At 73.3% G+C, this 16530-nt stretch carries 20 protein-coding genes; 11 read left to right on the top strand and 9 right to left on the bottom strand.

The window, feature by feature from the left end; translation table 11 throughout:
* Positions 1–173: 173 nt before the first annotated feature.
* Positions 174–1550 (top strand): sensor histidine kinase, encoded by a 1377-nt coding sequence (locus BUB75_RS27950; protein WP_218617800.1) that lies wholly within the window; start codon positions 174–176, stop codon positions 1548–1550.
* The gene (locus BUB75_RS27955; RefSeq protein ID WP_073260818.1) at positions 1547–2215 is read left to right on the top strand and encodes a response regulator; all 669 of its coding nucleotides are present in this window, start codon (positions 1547–1549) and stop codon (positions 2213–2215) included. The genes BUB75_RS27950 and BUB75_RS27955 overlap by 4 nt, the downstream gene beginning before the upstream one ends.
* Positions 2216–2264: 49 nt before the next feature.
* Here BUB75_RS27955 and BUB75_RS27960 read toward each other — a convergent pair whose 3' ends face one another.
* Complete coding sequence (locus BUB75_RS27960) at positions 2265–3482, bottom strand: CynX/NimT family MFS transporter (RefSeq protein WP_073260819.1); 1218 nt, start codon at positions 3480–3482, stop codon at positions 2265–2267.
* 19 nt (positions 3483–3501) lie between these two features.
* Here BUB75_RS27960 and BUB75_RS27965 point away from each other — a divergent pair, with 19 nt between their 5' ends.
* Positions 3502–4176 carry a FadR/GntR family transcriptional regulator gene (locus tag BUB75_RS27965; RefSeq protein WP_073260820.1) on the top strand — a complete coding sequence of 225 codons (675 nt, stop codon included), beginning with the start codon at positions 3502–3504 and terminating at the stop codon, positions 4174–4176.
* A 308-nt stretch (positions 4177–4484) separates the two neighbouring features.
* Positions 4485–5576, top strand: coding sequence for a tyrosine-type recombinase/integrase (locus BUB75_RS27970; protein WP_073260821.1), 1092 nt, complete (start codon positions 4485–4487; stop codon positions 5574–5576).
* On the opposite strand, the gene BUB75_RS27975 is transcribed toward BUB75_RS27970, so the two are convergent.
* Positions 5516–6505 (bottom strand): GIY-YIG nuclease family protein, encoded by a 990-nt coding sequence (locus BUB75_RS27975; protein ID WP_143175438.1) that lies wholly within the window; start codon positions 6503–6505, stop codon positions 5516–5518. The two genes, BUB75_RS27970 and BUB75_RS27975, sit on opposite strands and share 61 nt — an antisense overlap.
* A 37-nt stretch (positions 6506–6542) precedes the next feature.
* On the opposite strand from BUB75_RS27975, the gene BUB75_RS46495 reads away from it, so the two are divergent.
* From BUB75_RS46495 to BUB75_RS27995, 5 genes are read left to right on the top strand one after another with little or no spacing between them, the layout of a single operon-like run.
* Positions 6543–6713 carry a hypothetical protein gene (locus BUB75_RS46495; protein ID WP_178379995.1) on the top strand — a complete coding sequence of 57 codons (171 nt, stop codon included), beginning with the start codon at positions 6543–6545 and terminating at the stop codon, positions 6711–6713.
* A 22-nt stretch (positions 6714–6735) separates the two neighbouring features.
* Positions 6736–7824 carry a homogentisate 1,2-dioxygenase gene (locus BUB75_RS27980; RefSeq protein WP_073260823.1) on the top strand — a complete coding sequence of 363 codons (1089 nt, stop codon included), beginning with the start codon at positions 6736–6738 and terminating at the stop codon, positions 7822–7824.
* Positions 7821–8993, top strand: a complete 1173-nt coding sequence (locus tag BUB75_RS27985) for an alpha/beta hydrolase family protein (RefSeq protein ID WP_073260824.1) — start codon at positions 7821–7823, stop codon at positions 8991–8993. The genes BUB75_RS27980 and BUB75_RS27985 overlap by 4 nt, the downstream gene beginning before the upstream one ends.
* Positions 8990–10192: an acyl-CoA dehydrogenase family protein gene (locus BUB75_RS27990; protein WP_073260825.1), complete on the top strand. Its 1203-nt coding sequence runs from the start codon at positions 8990–8992 to the stop codon at positions 10190–10192. Before BUB75_RS27985 ends, BUB75_RS27990 begins: the two co-directional genes overlap by 4 nt.
* Positions 10182–11555: a phosphotransferase family protein gene (locus tag BUB75_RS27995; RefSeq protein ID WP_218617802.1), complete on the top strand. Its 1374-nt coding sequence runs from the start codon at positions 10182–10184 to the stop codon at positions 11553–11555. Before BUB75_RS27990 ends, BUB75_RS27995 begins: the two co-directional genes overlap by 11 nt.
* 4 nt (positions 11556–11559) lie before the next feature.
* Here the strand turns inward: BUB75_RS27995 and BUB75_RS28000 are convergent, their stop codons facing one another.
* The 7 genes from BUB75_RS28000 to BUB75_RS28030 all read right to left on the bottom strand — a co-directional run bounded on the left by BUB75_RS28000 (position 11560) and on the right by BUB75_RS28030 (position 15691).
* Complete coding sequence (locus tag BUB75_RS28000; protein WP_073260826.1) at positions 11560–12246, bottom strand: hypothetical protein; 687 nt, start codon at positions 12244–12246, stop codon at positions 11560–11562.
* Positions 12247–12249: 3 nt separating this feature from the next.
* Complete coding sequence (locus BUB75_RS28005; protein WP_073260827.1) at positions 12250–12738, bottom strand: SigE family RNA polymerase sigma factor; 489 nt, start codon at positions 12736–12738, stop codon at positions 12250–12252.
* A 120-nt stretch (positions 12739–12858) separates the two neighbouring features.
* Positions 12859–13830 (bottom strand): adenosine deaminase, encoded by a 972-nt coding sequence (gene add, locus BUB75_RS28010; protein WP_073260828.1) that lies wholly within the window; start codon positions 13828–13830, stop codon positions 12859–12861.
* A gap of 11 nt (positions 13831–13841) precedes the next feature.
* The gene (locus BUB75_RS28015) at positions 13842–14426 is read right to left on the bottom strand and encodes an isochorismatase family protein (protein ID WP_073260829.1); all 585 of its coding nucleotides are present in this window, start codon (positions 14424–14426) and stop codon (positions 13842–13844) included.
* A gap of 22 nt (positions 14427–14448) precedes the next feature.
* Positions 14449–14886, bottom strand: a complete 438-nt coding sequence (locus BUB75_RS28020) for a MarR family winged helix-turn-helix transcriptional regulator (RefSeq protein WP_073260830.1) — start codon at positions 14884–14886, stop codon at positions 14449–14451.
* Positions 14887–14916: 30 nt separating this feature from the next.
* Positions 14917–15261: a DUF4180 domain-containing protein gene (locus tag BUB75_RS28025; RefSeq protein ID WP_073260831.1), complete on the bottom strand. Its 345-nt coding sequence runs from the start codon at positions 15259–15261 to the stop codon at positions 14917–14919.
* A gap of 1 nt (position 15262) precedes the next feature.
* The gene (locus BUB75_RS28030) at positions 15263–15691 is read right to left on the bottom strand and encodes a helix-turn-helix domain-containing protein (protein WP_073260832.1); all 429 of its coding nucleotides are present in this window, start codon (positions 15689–15691) and stop codon (positions 15263–15265) included.
* Positions 15692–15779: 88 nt separating this feature from the next.
* Between BUB75_RS28030 and BUB75_RS28035 the strand changes: the two genes are divergently transcribed.
* Together BUB75_RS28035 and BUB75_RS28040 are read left to right on the top strand one after the other, a co-directional pair.
* Positions 15780–16034, top strand: coding sequence for a hypothetical protein (locus tag BUB75_RS28035; protein ID WP_073260833.1), 255 nt, complete (start codon positions 15780–15782; stop codon positions 16032–16034).
* The gene (locus BUB75_RS28040; RefSeq protein WP_073260834.1) at positions 16031–16480 is read left to right on the top strand and encodes a hypothetical protein; all 450 of its coding nucleotides are present in this window, start codon (positions 16031–16033) and stop codon (positions 16478–16480) included. Before BUB75_RS28035 ends, BUB75_RS28040 begins: the two co-directional genes overlap by 4 nt.
* The last annotated feature ends 50 nt before the right edge of the window (positions 16481–16530 follow it).

A 16530-nucleotide genomic window follows, 5' to 3' on the forward strand; every position in this document is an offset into this window, starting at 1 on the left:
GCGGTGGACGCTAGGAGCCGCGCCGGTGCCGACGCGTCGGCCGCGGTGCGGCTTTCCGGTCGTCCGCGGGGACCACCCGGGGGCGTGTCATCCTTGCGGCGTAGTCCGCGCAGCGGCGCGGGTGATCCGCGGGACCGACGCCGCGGGTCGCGCTCGCGGCGGAGAATGAGCCGGTGATCCAGGAACGGCTCCGCGCCACGGCCGGCGCGGTGCGCACGCTGACCGGCCGGGCGCTGCGGCGCTCCGGGCCGCTTCCACCGCTGTCGCGGCACAACTGGCTGTTCGACCTCGGCCTGGCGTTCGGCCTCGGACTGATCGCGATCCTCACCCTCGGCGAGGACGGGCCCGACCAGCCCGCGCGGCGGGTCGGGCCGGACGGCTTCGAGCCGCTGCCACCGGAACCCGTCCGGCCGCCGATCGAGCCCGACGAGACCGCGCCCTGGTCGGACTGGTCCGGTCAGGCGCTGATGTGCGTGCTGATCGTCGCGCCGCTGGTGTTCCGCCGCCGCTACCCGCTCTCGATGCTGTGGGTCGTGCTGGTCACCGCACAGTTCGTCGTCGACGAACCGGAACTGCTGCGGCTCTCGTTCTACGTCTGCGTCATCGCGGCGTACAGCGCCGCGGTTTACAGCCCGTACCGGCTGCCGGCGCTGGCGAGCCTGCCCGCCGCCGCGTTGTTCTACGCCGAGTTGCAGAGAGACGCCGCCGAACCGCACGTCGCCGGAGCGTTCGCCCCGGTTGACGCCGTGCCGTCCAACGCGGTGCCGTTCCTCATCCTGGTGCCGATCGGCGTCGCCGCGTACGGGCTGCGCAGCTGGCGGTCCCGGGCCGACGCCGAACGGGCCCGCGCCGCGGCGCTGGAACAGGAACGCGCCGAAGCGGTCCGCCGTGCCACCGCCCGGGAACGGGCCCGGATCGCCCGCGAACTGCACGACGTCGTGACGCACAACGTGAGCGTGATGGTGATCCAGGCCGGTGCCGCCCGTAAAGTCCTCGACAGCGCACCCGACCAGGCCCGCGACGCGCTGCTGGCGGTGGAGGCCGGTGGGCGCGCGGCGATGACCGAACTGCGGCACGTGATGGGGCTGCTGACGATCGACACCGACGACGCCGAACCCGACCTCGCGCCGCAACCGGGCCTCGCGCAGGTCGAACCGCTGATCGACCGGGTACGGGCCGCGGGCGTCGCGGTGGAGCTGGTGGTCACCGGCGCACCGGGCCCCTTACCGGAAGGAATCGACCTGGCCGCGTACCGGGTGGTGCAGGAAGCGCTGACCAACACCGTGAAACACGCGGCGGGCGCCCCTGCGGTGGTGCGCATCGACTACGGTGCCGACCGGCTGTGGATCGAGGTCACCGACGCCGGCGGCCTGGCGTCCGAATCGCACTCCGACGGGCTGGGGCAGGGGCTGATCGGCTTGCGCGAACGCCTCGCCGTGTACGGGGGAACCCTGCAGGCCGGGCCCCGGATCCGCGGCGGGTACCGGGTCGAGGCGGTCATCCCCCTCCGGAACGCCGACGTGCCCCGGCTGCCGGTGGAGACCCGATGAGCGACCCGGTGCGGGTCGTGGTCGCCGACGACCAGGCGCTGGTGCGGACCGGGTTCCGGATGATCCTCACCGCGGACGGCATCGACGTCGTCGCCGAGGCCACGACCGGCACGGAGGCGGTCGACGCGGTCCGCCGCACCCGGCCGGACGTGGTGCTGATGGACATCCGGATGCCCGAACTCGACGGGCTGGAGGCGACCCGCCGCATCCTCGCGGCCGACGCGGATGGCCCCCGCGTGCTGATGCTGACGACGTTCGACCTCGACCAGTACGTGTACGCGGCGCTGTCGGCGGGCGCCAGCGGATTCCTGCTCAAGGACGTCACACCGGAGCAGCTGACCGCCGCCGTGCGGCTGGTGCGATCCGGGGACGCCCTGCTGGCCCCCTCGATCACCCGGCGGCTGGTCGAGCGGTTCGCCCGGCGCGACGAGGACGCCGCCGCGGTGCACCGTGACCTGGCGGGGCTCACCCCCCGGGAACGGGAGGTGCTGCGGCTGCTCGCCCGCGGCCTGAGCAACGCCGAGCTCGCCGCGCAGCTGCACCTGTCGGAGGCGACCGTGAAAACCCACGTCGCGCGGATCCTCGGCAAGCTCCACCTGCGCGACCGGGTGCAAGCAGTGGTCGTGGCCTACGAAACGGGTCTCGTGGCCCCGGGTGAGACCTAGGCTTCGCCGTTTTCGGGGCCCTCCGTGCCTCTCACGGCGTTTTCGCTGGTCAGAACTGCCGATCGCGGCCCGCGAACCAGCCGGCGACCAGTTGCGCGGTCATCAGCGCCCCGAGGAACGTCAGCGGGGCCCGCCAGCCGCCGGTGTGGTCGTAGAGCGTGCCGACGATCACCGGGCCGGGGATCGACAGCAGATACCCGGCGCTCTGCGTGAACGCCGAGAGCCGCACGACGGTGCCCGCGTCACCGCCGCGCAAGCCGATCATCGTCAGCGCGAGCGGAAACGCGCAGTTCGCGACGCCCAGCAGCACCGCCCACACCCAGGGCGCCCCGGCCGGGGCGGCGAACAGGCCCGCGTACCCGGCGAGCCCGAACACGGCGAGCAGCACCGCGAGGACGCTCTGGCTGCGCAGCCGCCCCGCGGCCGCCGACAGCGCGTAGGACAGCGGGACCCCCAGCAGCGAGGTGACCGCGAACAGCAGACCCGCGGTCTGCGCGGACAGGCCCGCGTCGCGGAACACCTGCGGAAGCCAGCCGATGATGACGTAGGCCGAGGTGGCTTGCAGCCCGAAGTACGTGGCGAGCGCCCACGCGGTCGGGTTGGCGCTCATCCGGACGGGGCTCGCGGCGGCCGCGGGCTCGGCCGCGCCGCGCACCGTGGCGGGGGCCGGGCGGCAGACCAGGGCGAGCCACGGGGCCAGGGCCAGCGCGGCGAACACCGCCCACACCCCGAGGCCGACCCGCCAGTCGTCGCCGGCCGCGGACGCGATCGGCACCGTGACCGCCGCTGCCGTCGTCGCGCCGACGTTCAGCGCGGTCGAGTAGACGCCGGTCATCGCGCCGATCCGGTTCCCGAACCGCTCCTTGACCACGACCGGCAGCAGCACGTTGACCAGCGCGATCCCCGCGAGCGCCAGCCCGGACAGCACCAGGAACAGCGGAACACCACCGACCAGCGGACGCACCGCCAGCCCGGCGGTGAGCGCCCCGATCCCGGCGAGGATCACCGCGTCCGGGCCGAACCGGCGCGCCAGCCGCGGAGCGGTCACCCCCACCACCGCAAAACACAACGCCGGGACCGACGTGAGCAGGCCTGCGAGGCCCGCGCTCATCCCGAGGTCCGCGCGGATCTCCTCGAGGACCGGACCGAGGCTGGTGACGGCGGGCCGCAAGTTGAGGGCGGCCAGGATCAGCGCTGTCATCGCCAGCCACGGGGTGGCCGCGCGGGAAGTCACGGTGTTACGCGTCTGAACGTCGGTCGTCACAATCCCATCATAGAATCATGGGATGAATCTCGGCCCCGTGTCCCGGCCCGCCGGGCTCTCCGACCAGGTCATCGCCACCCTCCGCGCCCAGATCACCTCCGGCGCCTGGCCCATCGGCTCCCGCATCCCCACCGAACCCGAGCTCGTCGCCCAGCTCGGCGTCGCCCGCAACACCGTCCGCGAAGCCGTCCGCGCCCTCGCCCACAACGGGCTCCTCGACATCCGCCAGGGCTCCGGCACCTACGTGGTGGCGACCAGCGAACTCGCCGGCGTGATGCGCCGACGTTTCGCCCACGCCGCCCAGCGTGACGTCACCGAACTCCGCGGCGCCCTGGAAGCCACCGCCGCCGGGCTCGCCGCGACCCGCCGCACCCCCGACGACCTGCGCCACCTCGACACACTGCTCGCCGACCGCGAACGCGCCTGGGCCTCCGGCGACCGCGACGCGTTCGTCACCGCCGACACCACGTTCCACCTCGCGGTCGTCGCCGCCGCCCACAACGAAGTACTCGGCGAGCTCTACGCCGACCTCAGCGCGGTGATCCGCGAATCACTCCGGGAACACTTCAGCCCGCAGCTCCGCCCGGAGGAATACATGGACCACGCCCGCCTCGTCGACGCCATCCGCGCCGGCGACGCCTCCGCGGCCGCCGCCGAAGCCGCCGCCCACACCGAGAGCATCCGCTTCGCGTTCTGAGTCCGGGGCAGGGCGTGGGCGACGGCGTCCGACCGGCGCGCGAAGCGTCTCGCGGGGGCGCTGGGTGTGGTCTCGGGGGTGGTGGTGCTGGCGGCGGTCGTGATCGCGCTGGCGAACGTGTCCACGGTGGCCGATCCGGAGCCGGCGCTGCTCGCCCTGTTCCAGGGCGGCGGGTAATCGTCAATCGTTCCGGTTGGACTTAACGTTTAAACGAACGAAACAGAAGAAGTGTTTACCCGCGCGGAGCGCGGAAGGTTCCGATAGGATTCAATTATTGGAACCTGATTCGGGCAAAACGGTAAGCGGGGATGAAGGCCTTGAAAGACGGATCAAGCGAAATCGTTTTCGCGCATCACGTCGCCGGCGAAGTCGCACGACCGTCCGAGGTCGACCACACGATCTCCGCGGAGACGGCCCGGAGGATCGCCAGCGCGATTCCCGCGAACACCGTCCGCGCGTATGCCGGGGACCGCGCGGCGTTCCGCCGCTGGTGCGCCCTCGTCGGACGCACCCCACTCCCGGCCACCGCCGAGACGGCCGCGGAGTACGCCACCTACCTGGCAGTCGGCGGCGCCCTGCAGGCCGACGGCTCCCGCAACGGCCCGGCGGCGCCGCGCACGATCGAGCGGGCACTGTCGGCGATCCGCACCGAACACCGCGAGAACGGCTACGGCGACGGTCCGGACCTGCTCGGCGCCCGCCGCGTCATCAAGTCCCACCGCCGGGACCGCAGCGACCGGGGTATCCGGGACCGGCAGGCTGCCGTACTCACCGTCGACAACCTCCGCGCGATGGTCGACGCGTGCGACCCGGACACGCTCGCCGGCACCCGCGACCGCGCGTTGATCGTGCTCGGCTTCAGCATGATGGTCCGCCGCTCCGAACTGGTCGCGCTGAACACCCTCGGGGACATCACCGACACGCACTACGGCCTCGACGTGCTGATCCGGTGGTCGAAGACCGACCAGGACGCCATCGGCGAGCAGGTGCCGGTGCACTACGGGTCGAATCCACGGACCTGCCCGGTGCGGCTGCTCCGAGCCTGGCGGCGACGGCTCGCGGAGGTCCGCCCGGAGGAGGGTCCGCTGTGGATGCCGATCGACAAGCTGGACCGGCTCCCCCACATGCCCGGCTACTGCGGGAAACGCGGCACCGGCCGGCTGTCCGGCAAGGCGGTCGGCCTGATCCTGCAGGACGCCGCCCGGAAGGCCGGTGTCAGCACCGAGAAACTCTCGGCCCACTCGCTGCGCGCGAGCGGCGCCACTGCCGCGTACCTGGCGGGCAGCGATGTGCTGGTGATCTCCCGTCGTGGCCGGTGGAAAGACGGCTCACCGGTGGTCTACCGGTACATCCGGGAAGCCGACCGGGGAAAGGTCGACCCGATGGCCGGGGTGCTGTGACCAGCCGCGCGGCCTAGGGGTATCAGAGCGGCCCGGCGTAGGCGGCCCCGAGCACGGCCAGCACCGCCACCGGGGTCCAGCTCGTCGCCACGCGGCCTCGTCGGACGTTTCGCCAGCGGCGACGCGACCGCGTCGAGCCGGATGAGCTGCTCCTGAATCGACGGATCGCCGGTCACCCAGGAGGCGAACTCCGATCCCTCGTGCGGCAACCCCGCGTACTGCGCAAGGCCCCGCCAGGGCGCGACGACGATCCGGAGCCACGGTACGGCGCTGATGTACGCGGCCACGGCATCCGGGGTCGGCGCGGTGAGCGCCTCATAGGCGCCGGCCACGCAGGTGTTGATCTCCTCGTGAAGGTCGGCGTCGTGGTGGACCGGCGGGAGTGCGGGGCGGGCGTCGCGCAGAAGCCAGTCGCAGATCTCGGAGTACCGGAACGTGCGCTGCACCTCCTCCGAGTACCTCGAGGAGTCGACGGGCCGCGTCGCCAGCGTGTGGACGACGTCCCACGTCTTCGGCGAGAGGGCGTAGTCGACCGGCCACGGGGCTGCCAGGCCGGCGCCGGCGGACCGGAGTTCCTCCGCGAGCCGCCGCCACCCGGCGGTCCGCTGCGCGGCGCGTCTCTGCTCCCGTAACGCGCACAGCGCGGTGGCGACGCCGGCCTCGTTGAGCAGGTCGGCGCCGGCCAGCGCGTGTTCGGCGATCGCGGTGAGTTCGGCGTCGGCCAGTTCCTCGGCCGGCACGTTGTCGCGGAGCGGGGTGATGCGCGGGACCAGTCCGGCGGCGCGCAGGTCGTCGAGCCAGCGTCGCATCGCCGGTGAGGGAGGGTGTCCGCGGTGTCCTGCGAGGCGCGCGGCGAGGGTTCCGGTGGTGCGGCCGATGTAGCGCAGCGCGTCGGTGCGGGGGTCGAAAAGTCCGTACACGATGGCCATGAGCTGAGCGTGGCGGAACGGTACGACGGTTCCGGCCATGCGCGAACGGCGGTTTACTTCCGGGGCGGGCTGTGATTGCCTGAACCGCGCCCGCGGGAACCTGTTCTACTTGTCGCGCGGTGTGCGATGCGTCCGGAAGGAGACCGCGATGAACCACGGCGACGACGCCGCGCTGACCGCGCGTCTCACCGAGGCACGCGGCCGCTGACCCGCTAACCCCGAGGAGTCCGATGGAGTCCTTCGTCCAGCTGCGCCGCGGGAACACGCCCCGGCGGATCCACGCCGATCTCGACGGCCTCAAGGATGACGAACTGGGCCGCAGCGGTTTCACCGGCCGCACCGCGCATCTGTACCGGCGGCACGACCCGACCGACTACCGGGCGGTGGGGCCGCTGGCCGGCGTCGATGTGCTGGTGGACGGGTTGACGCCGGCGGACGGGACCGACGGGGCGGGGACGCCGCTGTTGCTGTTCGACAACCCGGACTGCCGGATTTCGCTGAGTGGCCGGGCGGCACCGCACCCGTTCTACGTGCGGAACGTCGACGGTGACGAGCTGTACTTCGTCCATCAGGGAACGGGCACGTTCGTGACCGAGTTCGGGGACCTGGCCTACCGGCCGGGTGACTACGTGTACCTGCCGAAGGCCACCACCTACCGGCAGGTTCCCGACGCGCCGACGACCGCGGTGATCGTGGAGACCACCGACGAGCTGCGGGTGCCGCCGGCGGGGGCGCTGGGGCGGTTCTTCCCGTTCGACAGCGCGCTGGCGGTGGTGCCGGAGCCGCGGGTCGTGGAGGACGACGGGCGCGACGAGTACGAGGTGCGGCTGTATCACTCCGGTGGGTGCACGCAGCTGTTCTATCCGCATGACCCGTGTGACGTCGAAGGGTGGCGGGGAGACAATTTCCCGTTCACGTTCAACGTCGCCGACTACACGGTGGTGGCGTCCGAGAGCGTGCACCTGCCGCCGACCGTGCACTTATTTTTGCAGGCCACGGGCGTGGCGGTGCTGAATTTCCTGCCGCGTCCGGCGGAGGCGGTACCGGGCACCGAACGGTATCCGTGGTACCACCGCAACGCCGACCACGACGAGATCGCGTTCTTCCACGGCGGCAGCGTGTTCGGCGTCGACGTGCCGCCGGGGCTGCTGTCGCACACCCCGCAGGGCCTGCACCACGGCGCGCCGGAGAACGCGCGGGAACGGGCCCGCCGCCGGTTCGCCGAGTACGACCGGGTGGAGTGGAAGATCATCGCGGTCGACACCCGCCGCCGCCTGACCCCGAGCCCGGAACTGCTGGCTGCCGTGGGCCGCGGATGAGCTACGACCGGATCCCGTACCTGGTGGTGTTCCCCGACAGCTCCACCCACCGGGACACCTACGGCGGCGTCGGTGAGCACGTCGCGCTGGAGAGCTATCTGCTCAGGCCGCACCGGCCGAGCGACACGGTGCTGGTGTTCATGCACCCGATCGGCGGCGGCGCGTATCTGCCGATGGTGACGGCGCTGGCCCGCGCCGGGCATCACGTCATCTACTGCGGCAGCCGGTACCGGGGGGTGGATTCGGCGCTGATCATGGAGAAGGTCGTCGAGGACCTCGGCGCGTGCGTGCGGGACGCCCGCGACCGCCTCGGGTACGCGAACGTCGTGCTGGCCGGGTGGAGCGGCGGCGGGGCGCTGTCGCTCTACTACCAGCAGCAGGCGCGGCACCCGACGGTGACCGCGCCACCGGGCGGCGGCCCACCGGACCTCACGGCCCTGAACCTGATCCCGGCCGACGCGGTGCTGCTGCTGGCCGCGCACGTCAGCCGGCACGGGACGCTGACCGAGTGGCTCGACGCGTCGGTCCTCGACGAGTCCGACCCGACCGTCCGGAACCCCGCGCTGGACCTGTACGGCGCGGACGGGCCGCAGCCGCCCTACGGCGCGGCGTTCCTCGAGACCTACCGGGCGGCGCAGATCGCCCGCAACCGGCGGATCACCGCGTGGGTGCGGTCCGAGCTGGACCGGCTGCCCGCCGACGAGGAACGGGGCTTCGTGGTGCACGGCACGATGGCCGACCCGCGCTGGCTGGACCCGGCGGTCGACCCCAACGACCGGCAGCCGGGCCGCTGTTATCTGGGAGATCCGCGGATCGTGAACAACGGCCCGGTCGGCCTGGCGCGATTCACCACGCTCCGCAGCTGGCTGTCCCAGTGGAGTTACGACGAGGCCCGCGGCGACGGGGTGCGCTGCGCCGCCGACGTCGGGGTCCCGACGCTGGTGATCGGTAACAGCGCCGACGACGCCTGCACCCCCAGCCACACCCGGCGGCTGTTCGACGCGGTCGGCCACCCCGACCGGGCCCTGCACGTCGTCCAGGGCGCCACCCACTACTACGCCGGACCTGACCAGCAACCCAGGCGCGCCGAGGCGGTCGGCGTCGTCACCGGCTGGCTCGCCGACCGCGGCCTCGCACCGGCCGCTCTGCTCCGGGAGGGAGCCTCGTGACCATCCGCGACGCGGTCCGATCGTTCATCAACGACGAAGTCATCCCCGCCGAGCCCGCGCTCGCCGCGGCCGGCGGCGGCGAACCCCTCGACGGGTTACGGGCCAGCGCGAAAAAACAGGGCCTGTGGGCGCTGGGCCACCCGGCCGAACTCGGCGGCGGCGGCCTGTCGTTCCGCGAGTTCGTGCTGGTCAACGAAATCATCGGCCGGTCCCGGTGGGGGCAGCTGGCGCTGGGCACGGTGTCCATGCAGGACTCGATCATGCTGCACCGGTTCGCGACCGAACAGCAGCAGGCGCGCTGGCTGAACCCGCTGGTCGCCGGGGAGATCATGCCGAGCGTGGGGATGACCGAGCCGGAGGTCGCCGGGTCCGACCCGACGCTGATCCGCGCCACCGCCCGCCTCGACGGCGACGAATGGGTGATCGACGCCCACAAGTGGTTCACGACCGGCGCGTCGGTCGCGGCGTTCACGACGGTGTTCGTCCGCACCGAACCGGACGACGCACCACCGCACCGGGCGCTCTCGGCGATCATCGTCCCGAAAGGCACCCCGGGGTTCGAGATCGTGCGGGTCGTCCCGACGATGGGCGGCACCAGCGGCGACCACTGCGAGCTGCGGCTGACCGGGGTGCGGGTGCCGCGGGAGAACCTGCTGGGCGAGCGCGGCGGCGGGTTCGCGGTCGCGCAGGTGCGGCTGGGGCCGGGGCGGATCTTCCACGCGATGCGCTGGCTCGGGCAGGCCCAGCGGGCGTTCGAGCTGATGCTCGACCGCGCCGGGACCCGGTACGCGCACGGGTCGGTGCTCGGCGAGAAAGGTGAGATCCAGCGGTACATCGCGGAGTCGGCGGCGGAGATCCAGGCGGCGCGGCTGCTGGTGCTCGACGCCGCCGACGCCTACGACGCCGACGGCCGCGCACGGGACCAGATCGCGATCGCGAAGTTCTGGGTGGCGCGGGTGCTGCACGAGGTCATCGACCGCGCGATCCAGGTCCACGGTGCGCTCGGCGTCACCGGCGACACACCCCTGGAGGAGATGTACCGGGAGGCCCGCTACGCGCGGATCTACGACGGGCCCGACGAGGTGCACCGGATGACCGTGGCGCGGCGGCTGCTGGCCGACCCGAGCCGCGCCCCGTGGCTGCGCACCGACCGCACCGACGCTGCCGACGGGACCGGGGGTGCGGGCAGTGCCGGCTGACCCGGCGTACCCGGCGCCGGCCGACCCGGGGGTCGAGCCCGCGCGGGAGGCGCTGCGGGTCCGCCTGTCGCAGCTGTGGGGCACCCGGGTGACGGTGGTGGCCTCGGCGCGGCTGACCGGCGGCGCCAGCCGCGAGACCCTCCGGGTCCGCGTCGCCGCCGACGGCCGGTCCCGTGACCTGGTGCTGCGCCGCGACGTGCTGCCGCAGGCCCCGCCGGACGCGCTGGCGCGCGAGGCCGCCGCGTTGCGCGCCGCGGCGGCCGCTGGTGTGCCGGTCCCGGCGGTGGTCGACGCCGGGCCCGCGCTGGGCGGTCACCCGTACCTGGTGATGGAGTACGTCGACGGGGAGGTCCTGCCGCGACGGTTGCTGCGTGACGCGGCGTACGCGACGGTCCGGACGACACTCGCCGGTGCCCTCGGGGAGATCGCCGCCCGCATCCACACCGCCGACCCGGCGGGGGTCGCCGGTCTGACCCGCCCGGACCCGCTGGGCCTGCTGCGGGAACTGGCCGACGACGACGACACACCGCGGCCCGCGGTCGAGCTGGGGCTGGCGTGGCTGGCCGCCCGCACCCCGCCCGCGGCACCGGACACGCTCGTCCACGGTGACCTGCGCAACGGCAACGTCCTGGTCGGACCGGAGGGGGTACGCGCGGTCCTGGACTGGGAACTGGTGCACGCCGGTGACCCGGTGGAGGACCTGGGCTGGTTGTGCGTGAAGGCGTGGCGGTTCGGGTCGCCCGAGCCGGTCGGCGGGTTCGGGTCCCGCGCCCAGCTGCTCGACGGGTACGAGCAGGTCGCGGGGTGGCGGCCGGCCGAGGAGCAGCTGCGCTGGTGGGAGGTGTACGGGACGCTGCGCTGGGTGCTGCTGTGCCGCCGGCAGGCGCTGGCGTTCCTGCGCGGGGACCGGGAGTCGCTGGAGCACGCGGTGATCGGGCGGCGGGTCTGCGAGGCCGAGTTCGACCTGCTGCTGGCGCTCGGGCTGACCGAGCCGTCGCCCCCACCGGCCGACCCGGCACCCGGGCCGCGGGGCGCCGGGCGCAGCCCGCACGACGCCCCGGACGCCGGGCACCTGATCGCGACGGTCGCCGGGGCGTTCACCGACGGGACGTTCGGCGACGCCTACCTGACGCGGGTCGCGGCCAACGCGCTGCGCATCGCCGGGCGTGAACTGGCGCTGGGGCCGGTGCTCGCCGACCGGCACCGCGCCCGCCTAGACGCGCTCGGCCTGACCGACGACGCGGCGCTGGCCGCCGCGATCCGCGGCGGCGACACCACCGGCCCGGTCACCACCGCCGTGGTGGACGCCGTCCGCGACAAGCTGGCAGTGGCCAACCCCCGCTACCTCGGGCAGCCCGGCTGACGCGCTACTTCCACCTGATCAGCGTGCCGTCGCCGCGCAGCCCGTAGACGTGCAGCATCGCCTCGGCGTTCTGGACGCGCGAGGAGAACGTCGTGATCCGCTGGTGGACACCGACGTCGACGCTGACCACCGGCCCGGGCAGCACCCCGGCGGCGAGCGTCGTCGCCGGGCCGGGGCCGGTGGCGGTCTGCACGAGCAGCATCCACCGGCCGGAGCCGCAGGACACGATCACCGCGAGCTCGTCGTGGCCGTCGCCGGTGAGGTCACCGAACCCGAACGCGCTCTCGCCGCCAGTCCGGTACCGAACACCGCCGACGGTGACCTCCTGGCCGCCGCCGCGGAACCGGAGCGTCGCGGCGGGGCAGCCACCGGGGCGCGCGGGGACCTCGATCGTGAAGTCCGGGTAGATGTCCGACGGGTCCAGGCCTCGGGCTGGGCCGGCGGGTGACGTGGACGGCGCGGCGGGCCGGACACCGGGCACGATCCGCGCGGTGTCCGGGTCACCGTCGAGGACGATCAGCCACCCCAGGCCCGCGCCGGTGAGCAGCACCAGCACCGCGGCCAGCGCCCACCGGCCCCGGCGGCGCCGCCGCACGGTCTCCCGCACGGCGTCCGGGCCCGGCGGGGGCGGCACCGGCGCCGCGGTGCGCAGCCGCGCGAACGCACTCTCCAGATCGGGGAACTCGGACACTCCTCAGCCCTCCGTCGTGAGTGCGGTGGTTTCGGCCAGCGCGCGGCGCAGCGTCACCCGGCCCCGGGACAGCCAGGATTTGACGGTGCCTTCGGGGACGCCGGCGTCGGCGGCGATCTCGGCGACCGACAGGTCGGCGACGTGGCGCAGCACCACCGCGCGCCGCTGGTCGGGTGGTAACGCGGCGAGCGCCCGCACCAGATCGACGGTCTCTCCGCCGTCCTGGCCGGTCGGCGGTGCGGCCAGCGCGGCCCGGTGCGCGAGCGCGGTGCGGGCCCGCCGCCACCGGCTGACCGCCAGCCGCCACGCGACCCGCCGCACCCACCCGGCCGGGTCGTCGTAGGCGCGCACCTGGTCCCAGCGTTCCCAGGCGCGGCAGAACGCCTCCTGGGTGAGGTCGTTGGCGTCGGCGGCCGCCCCGAAGTACGCGTAGAGCTGGACGCTGATCGGCCGGAAATGCGCGGCGTAGAACGCGTCGAACTGCTCCTCCACAGCGCGTTCCTTCCGCGTTGCCGGTGACCGATGCCCACTACACGCCGGCCGGCCCGCCCGGGTTGCGTCAGGTGGCGCGTTCCCGTGCGACGAGCGCCTCGATGCCGTCGAGCAGCCGGATCAGGACGCGAGCCAGGCCGCGATCCCGGCGCGCAGGCGCTCCTTCGTGGACGCCGGCGCGAACGACGCGTCCACCCCGGCCATGGCCAGCCGCGCCAGCTCCGCATCCGTCGCCCCGAACACCTCCCGCACGCGCGCGTACTCCCCGGTCAGCGTCGCCCCGATCACCGCCGGGACATCCGTGTTCAGCGTCACGGCCAGGCCCGCCTCGACCAGCGCCGGCAGCGGATGCTCCGCCCAGGAACGCACCAGCCCCAGCGCCACGTTCGATGACGGGCACACCTCCAGCGGCACACCCCCGTCCCGCACCGCGGCCACCAGCTCCGGATCCTCAAGGATCCGGATGCCGTGCCCGAGCCGCTCGGCGTGCCCGGCCGTCAACGCCTCCCGAATCGACGCCGCGCCGCACGCCTCCCCGGCGTGATGCACCAGGTGCAGCCCGGCGTCCCGGGCCTCGTCGCACACCGCGGCGAACGGCGCCAGCGGGTAACTCTCCTCACCGGCGACGCCCACGCCCACGACGTCCGCAGACGATTGGGCCAGGGCCAGTGACGCGCGGAACCGGCCGACCGGCCGGCGGCGGGAATGATCCAGCAGGACCCGCACCTCGATGCCGTGCGCGGCCTGGCCGGCCTTCAGGCCGGCCAGGACCGCCTCCAGGGGCATCCGCGGATCACCCAGACGCTCCCCGTGGGACGCCGCGGTGAACGTCACCTCCACAGAGCCGACGCCCTGCGCGGCCTCATCGGCGCAGAACTCCTCGGCCACCCGGGTGAAGTCCTCCGGCTCACGCAGGCAACTACGCACCAGCGCACCGTGGTCGGCGAACGCCCGGAACCCGTCGAACCGGCCACCCGGGGCCGGCAGCGTCACCCCGTGGGCGGCGGCGAGCTCGGCGAGGGTACCCGGACGCAGCGTGCTCTCCAGGTGGACGTGCAGGTGGGCCTTGGGCAGCAGGGTCAGATCGCGCACGTCGCCAGACCCTACGAGCCGCCCTCCGCCACCAGCGACCGGATTTCCGCCGTGGTGGCCTGCTGCCCGAGGATCCGGAACACCCAGGACGTCGTCAGCGCGTGCGCGTCCGGGTTGACGTCGGTGACCGCGTCCGAGGCGATCACCACCGAATAGCCGTGCGCGTACGCCTCCCGGGCCGAGGTGTCCACCCCGATGCTCGTCGCCACCCCGGCCAGCACCACCTGGGTGACGCCCCGGCGCCGCAGCCGCAGGTCCAGGTCGGTGCCGTGAAACGCGCCCCACGTGCGTTTGGTGACCCGCAGATCCTCCGGGTGACCGTCCAGCTCCGCGACCAGGTCCTCGAACCCCGCCGGCAGCTCACCACCACCGGACCCGAACTCCGTCCGGCCGGGCGGGGCGTCCGGGCCGGTCAGCGACGTGTTGGTGACCAGCACCACCGGTTTGCCCGCCGCGCGGAACGCCGCCGCCAGCTGCGCGGTGTTCGCCACCACCTCCGGCCCGGGCAGCGGCCCGAGACCGGGCCGGCCGACGGTGCCGTTCTGCAGATCGATGACGACCAGCGCGACGCGCGGGTCCAGGTCGGTCAGCGGCATGAAGAGCCTTTCGCTCGGCGGGTCACGGGCGCGCCGCCCGCTCCAGGAGGGCCATCGCCGCGATCACCGTGCGCCGCTCGTCCTCGGTGAGCCGCTCGTGCAAGGCCTGCACCAGCCACTCCTCCCGCGCCACCCGGTTGCCCTCGTGCCACGCCCGGCCCGCGCCGGTCAGCGACACCACCTGCCGCCGCCCGTCGTCGGGGTCGGGGTCACGGCGGATCAGGCCCTGGGTGTCGAGGACCGCGAGGGTCGCGGCCATCGACTGCGGCCGCACCCCCTCCTTCGCCGCCAGCGCGCTCGCCGACGCCGGGCCGTCCTTGCCCAGCACGGTCAGGACCGACGCCTGCGACGGCGTCAGCCCCCGGATGTCGGACACGTCCCGCCAGCGGCGCCGCAGACGGCTGAACGCCACCTGGACGTCCCGGGCGGCACGGACCGCGGAACCCTCCACGCCGCTCACCGTAAAACCATCAGGTGAAACTGACCAGTCTTACCTGATGAATTCACCGAGGCGTTCCTCCAGCGCCGCCTCGTCCGGCACGAACCACAACTGCCGGCCACGGTTGCTCTCCCGCACAAAATCCCGCAACGCCTCACTGGCCGCCACATAGCGGCTGATGTCACCCACCACCGCCAGACCCAGCCGGTAGTTCGCGAACTTCTGCACCACCGCACCGGCCACCCCCGACCGCAACCGGAAGAACTCCGGCCCCAGCCGCTCCACCGGCACCACCACCCACTCCGCACGCTCCGCGAACGCATCCCCGATCAGGTCCATCACCGCCCGCTCGTCACCCAGAACCGCACCCTCGGCGTCCACCCGCAACAACTGCACCTCAGCCCACCTCTCCCGACAACGCCTCGATCAGCCGCAGCAACTCCGCCGTCCGGCCCACCGACCCGAACACCACCACCCGCAGGCTCCGGCGCTCCTCGTCGTACACCGTCTGCACCCGCAGCGGCCCACCGCCCGCCGCGCCCTGATCTGCCGCGCTCTGACCCGCCGCCGCCAGCACCAGCGTCGAGAACCGGCTCATCCCCGCCGCGTCGACGCCGTCGATCTGCACCACCGCCGACACCTCGACATGCGCAGCCACCGCCGGCGCCGGGCGACCCGTGAACGCCTCCAGATCCGCCGCCGCGACCCGGTACTGACGCCCGATCCGCGACGCCGGCAACCGGCCCTCCCGCACGTACCCGCGCACCGTCTTCACGTGCAGACCCAGCAGCTCCGCCACTTGCTCCACGGAGTACCACTCCCTCATCCTCCCTTTATAAGGGAAGAACAGGGAAGGATAAAGCCAATAAGCGCCCGGCTCGCGCACCAGAGTATGACCGAGTTACCCTGAGAGTGTGACCAAGCGGATCACCATCAGCGTCCCCGACGACGTCGCCGCCCACCTCGAAGGCGTCGGCGCCCGCCGCGTCTCCGGCTACGTCACCGACGCCATCCGCCACCTCGTCCGCCGCGAAGAACAACTCCGCCAACTCGACGAAGTCTTCGCACGCACCGGCAACCCCCAGGCCCCCGACCGCGAACGCGCCGAACGCTTCCTCGACGACGTCGCCGCCTGGCAATCAACCCAGCGCAGCGGCCAACGCGCGTGACCGCCGCGGAAGCGCGAACCCTCAGCCAGGTCGGACTCGTCTTCGACCACCACCCGCTGACCGCCTACGCCACCAGCAAAGACCTCATCGCACCCTCACTCGTCGCCTCCGTACTCGAACGCGGCCAAGCCATCGCCGTCAGCCCCCTCGTCCTCGCCGAGGCCTACTGCGGGTTAGACCACAGCGAAGCCGACGTCCTCGACCTCCTCACCGGCGGAGCACTCGCCGCCGCCCTCATCGTCGAACCCTTCGACGGCGACACCGCACGCCTCCTCGGACGCGACTCCGCACCCACCCTCGGCAACACCGGCGGAGGCCACCGCCCCACCCTCGCCACCCTCCACACCGCGCAACTCGCCGTCCGCCACGCCGCCGGCGTCGTCACCGGCGAACCCGCACCCCTGCGCGCGCTCCTCGGCCCCGACTGGCCCGTCCTCGAGGTCTGACACCGCCAACAATCGAAAGCGCCCGGACACCCCGGCCAAAACCCGCCAGA

The organism is Cryptosporangium aurantiacum (genome assembly GCF_900143005.1).
Taxonomy (GTDB): Bacteria; Actinomycetota; Actinomycetes; order Mycobacteriales; family Cryptosporangiaceae; genus Cryptosporangium; species Cryptosporangium aurantiacum.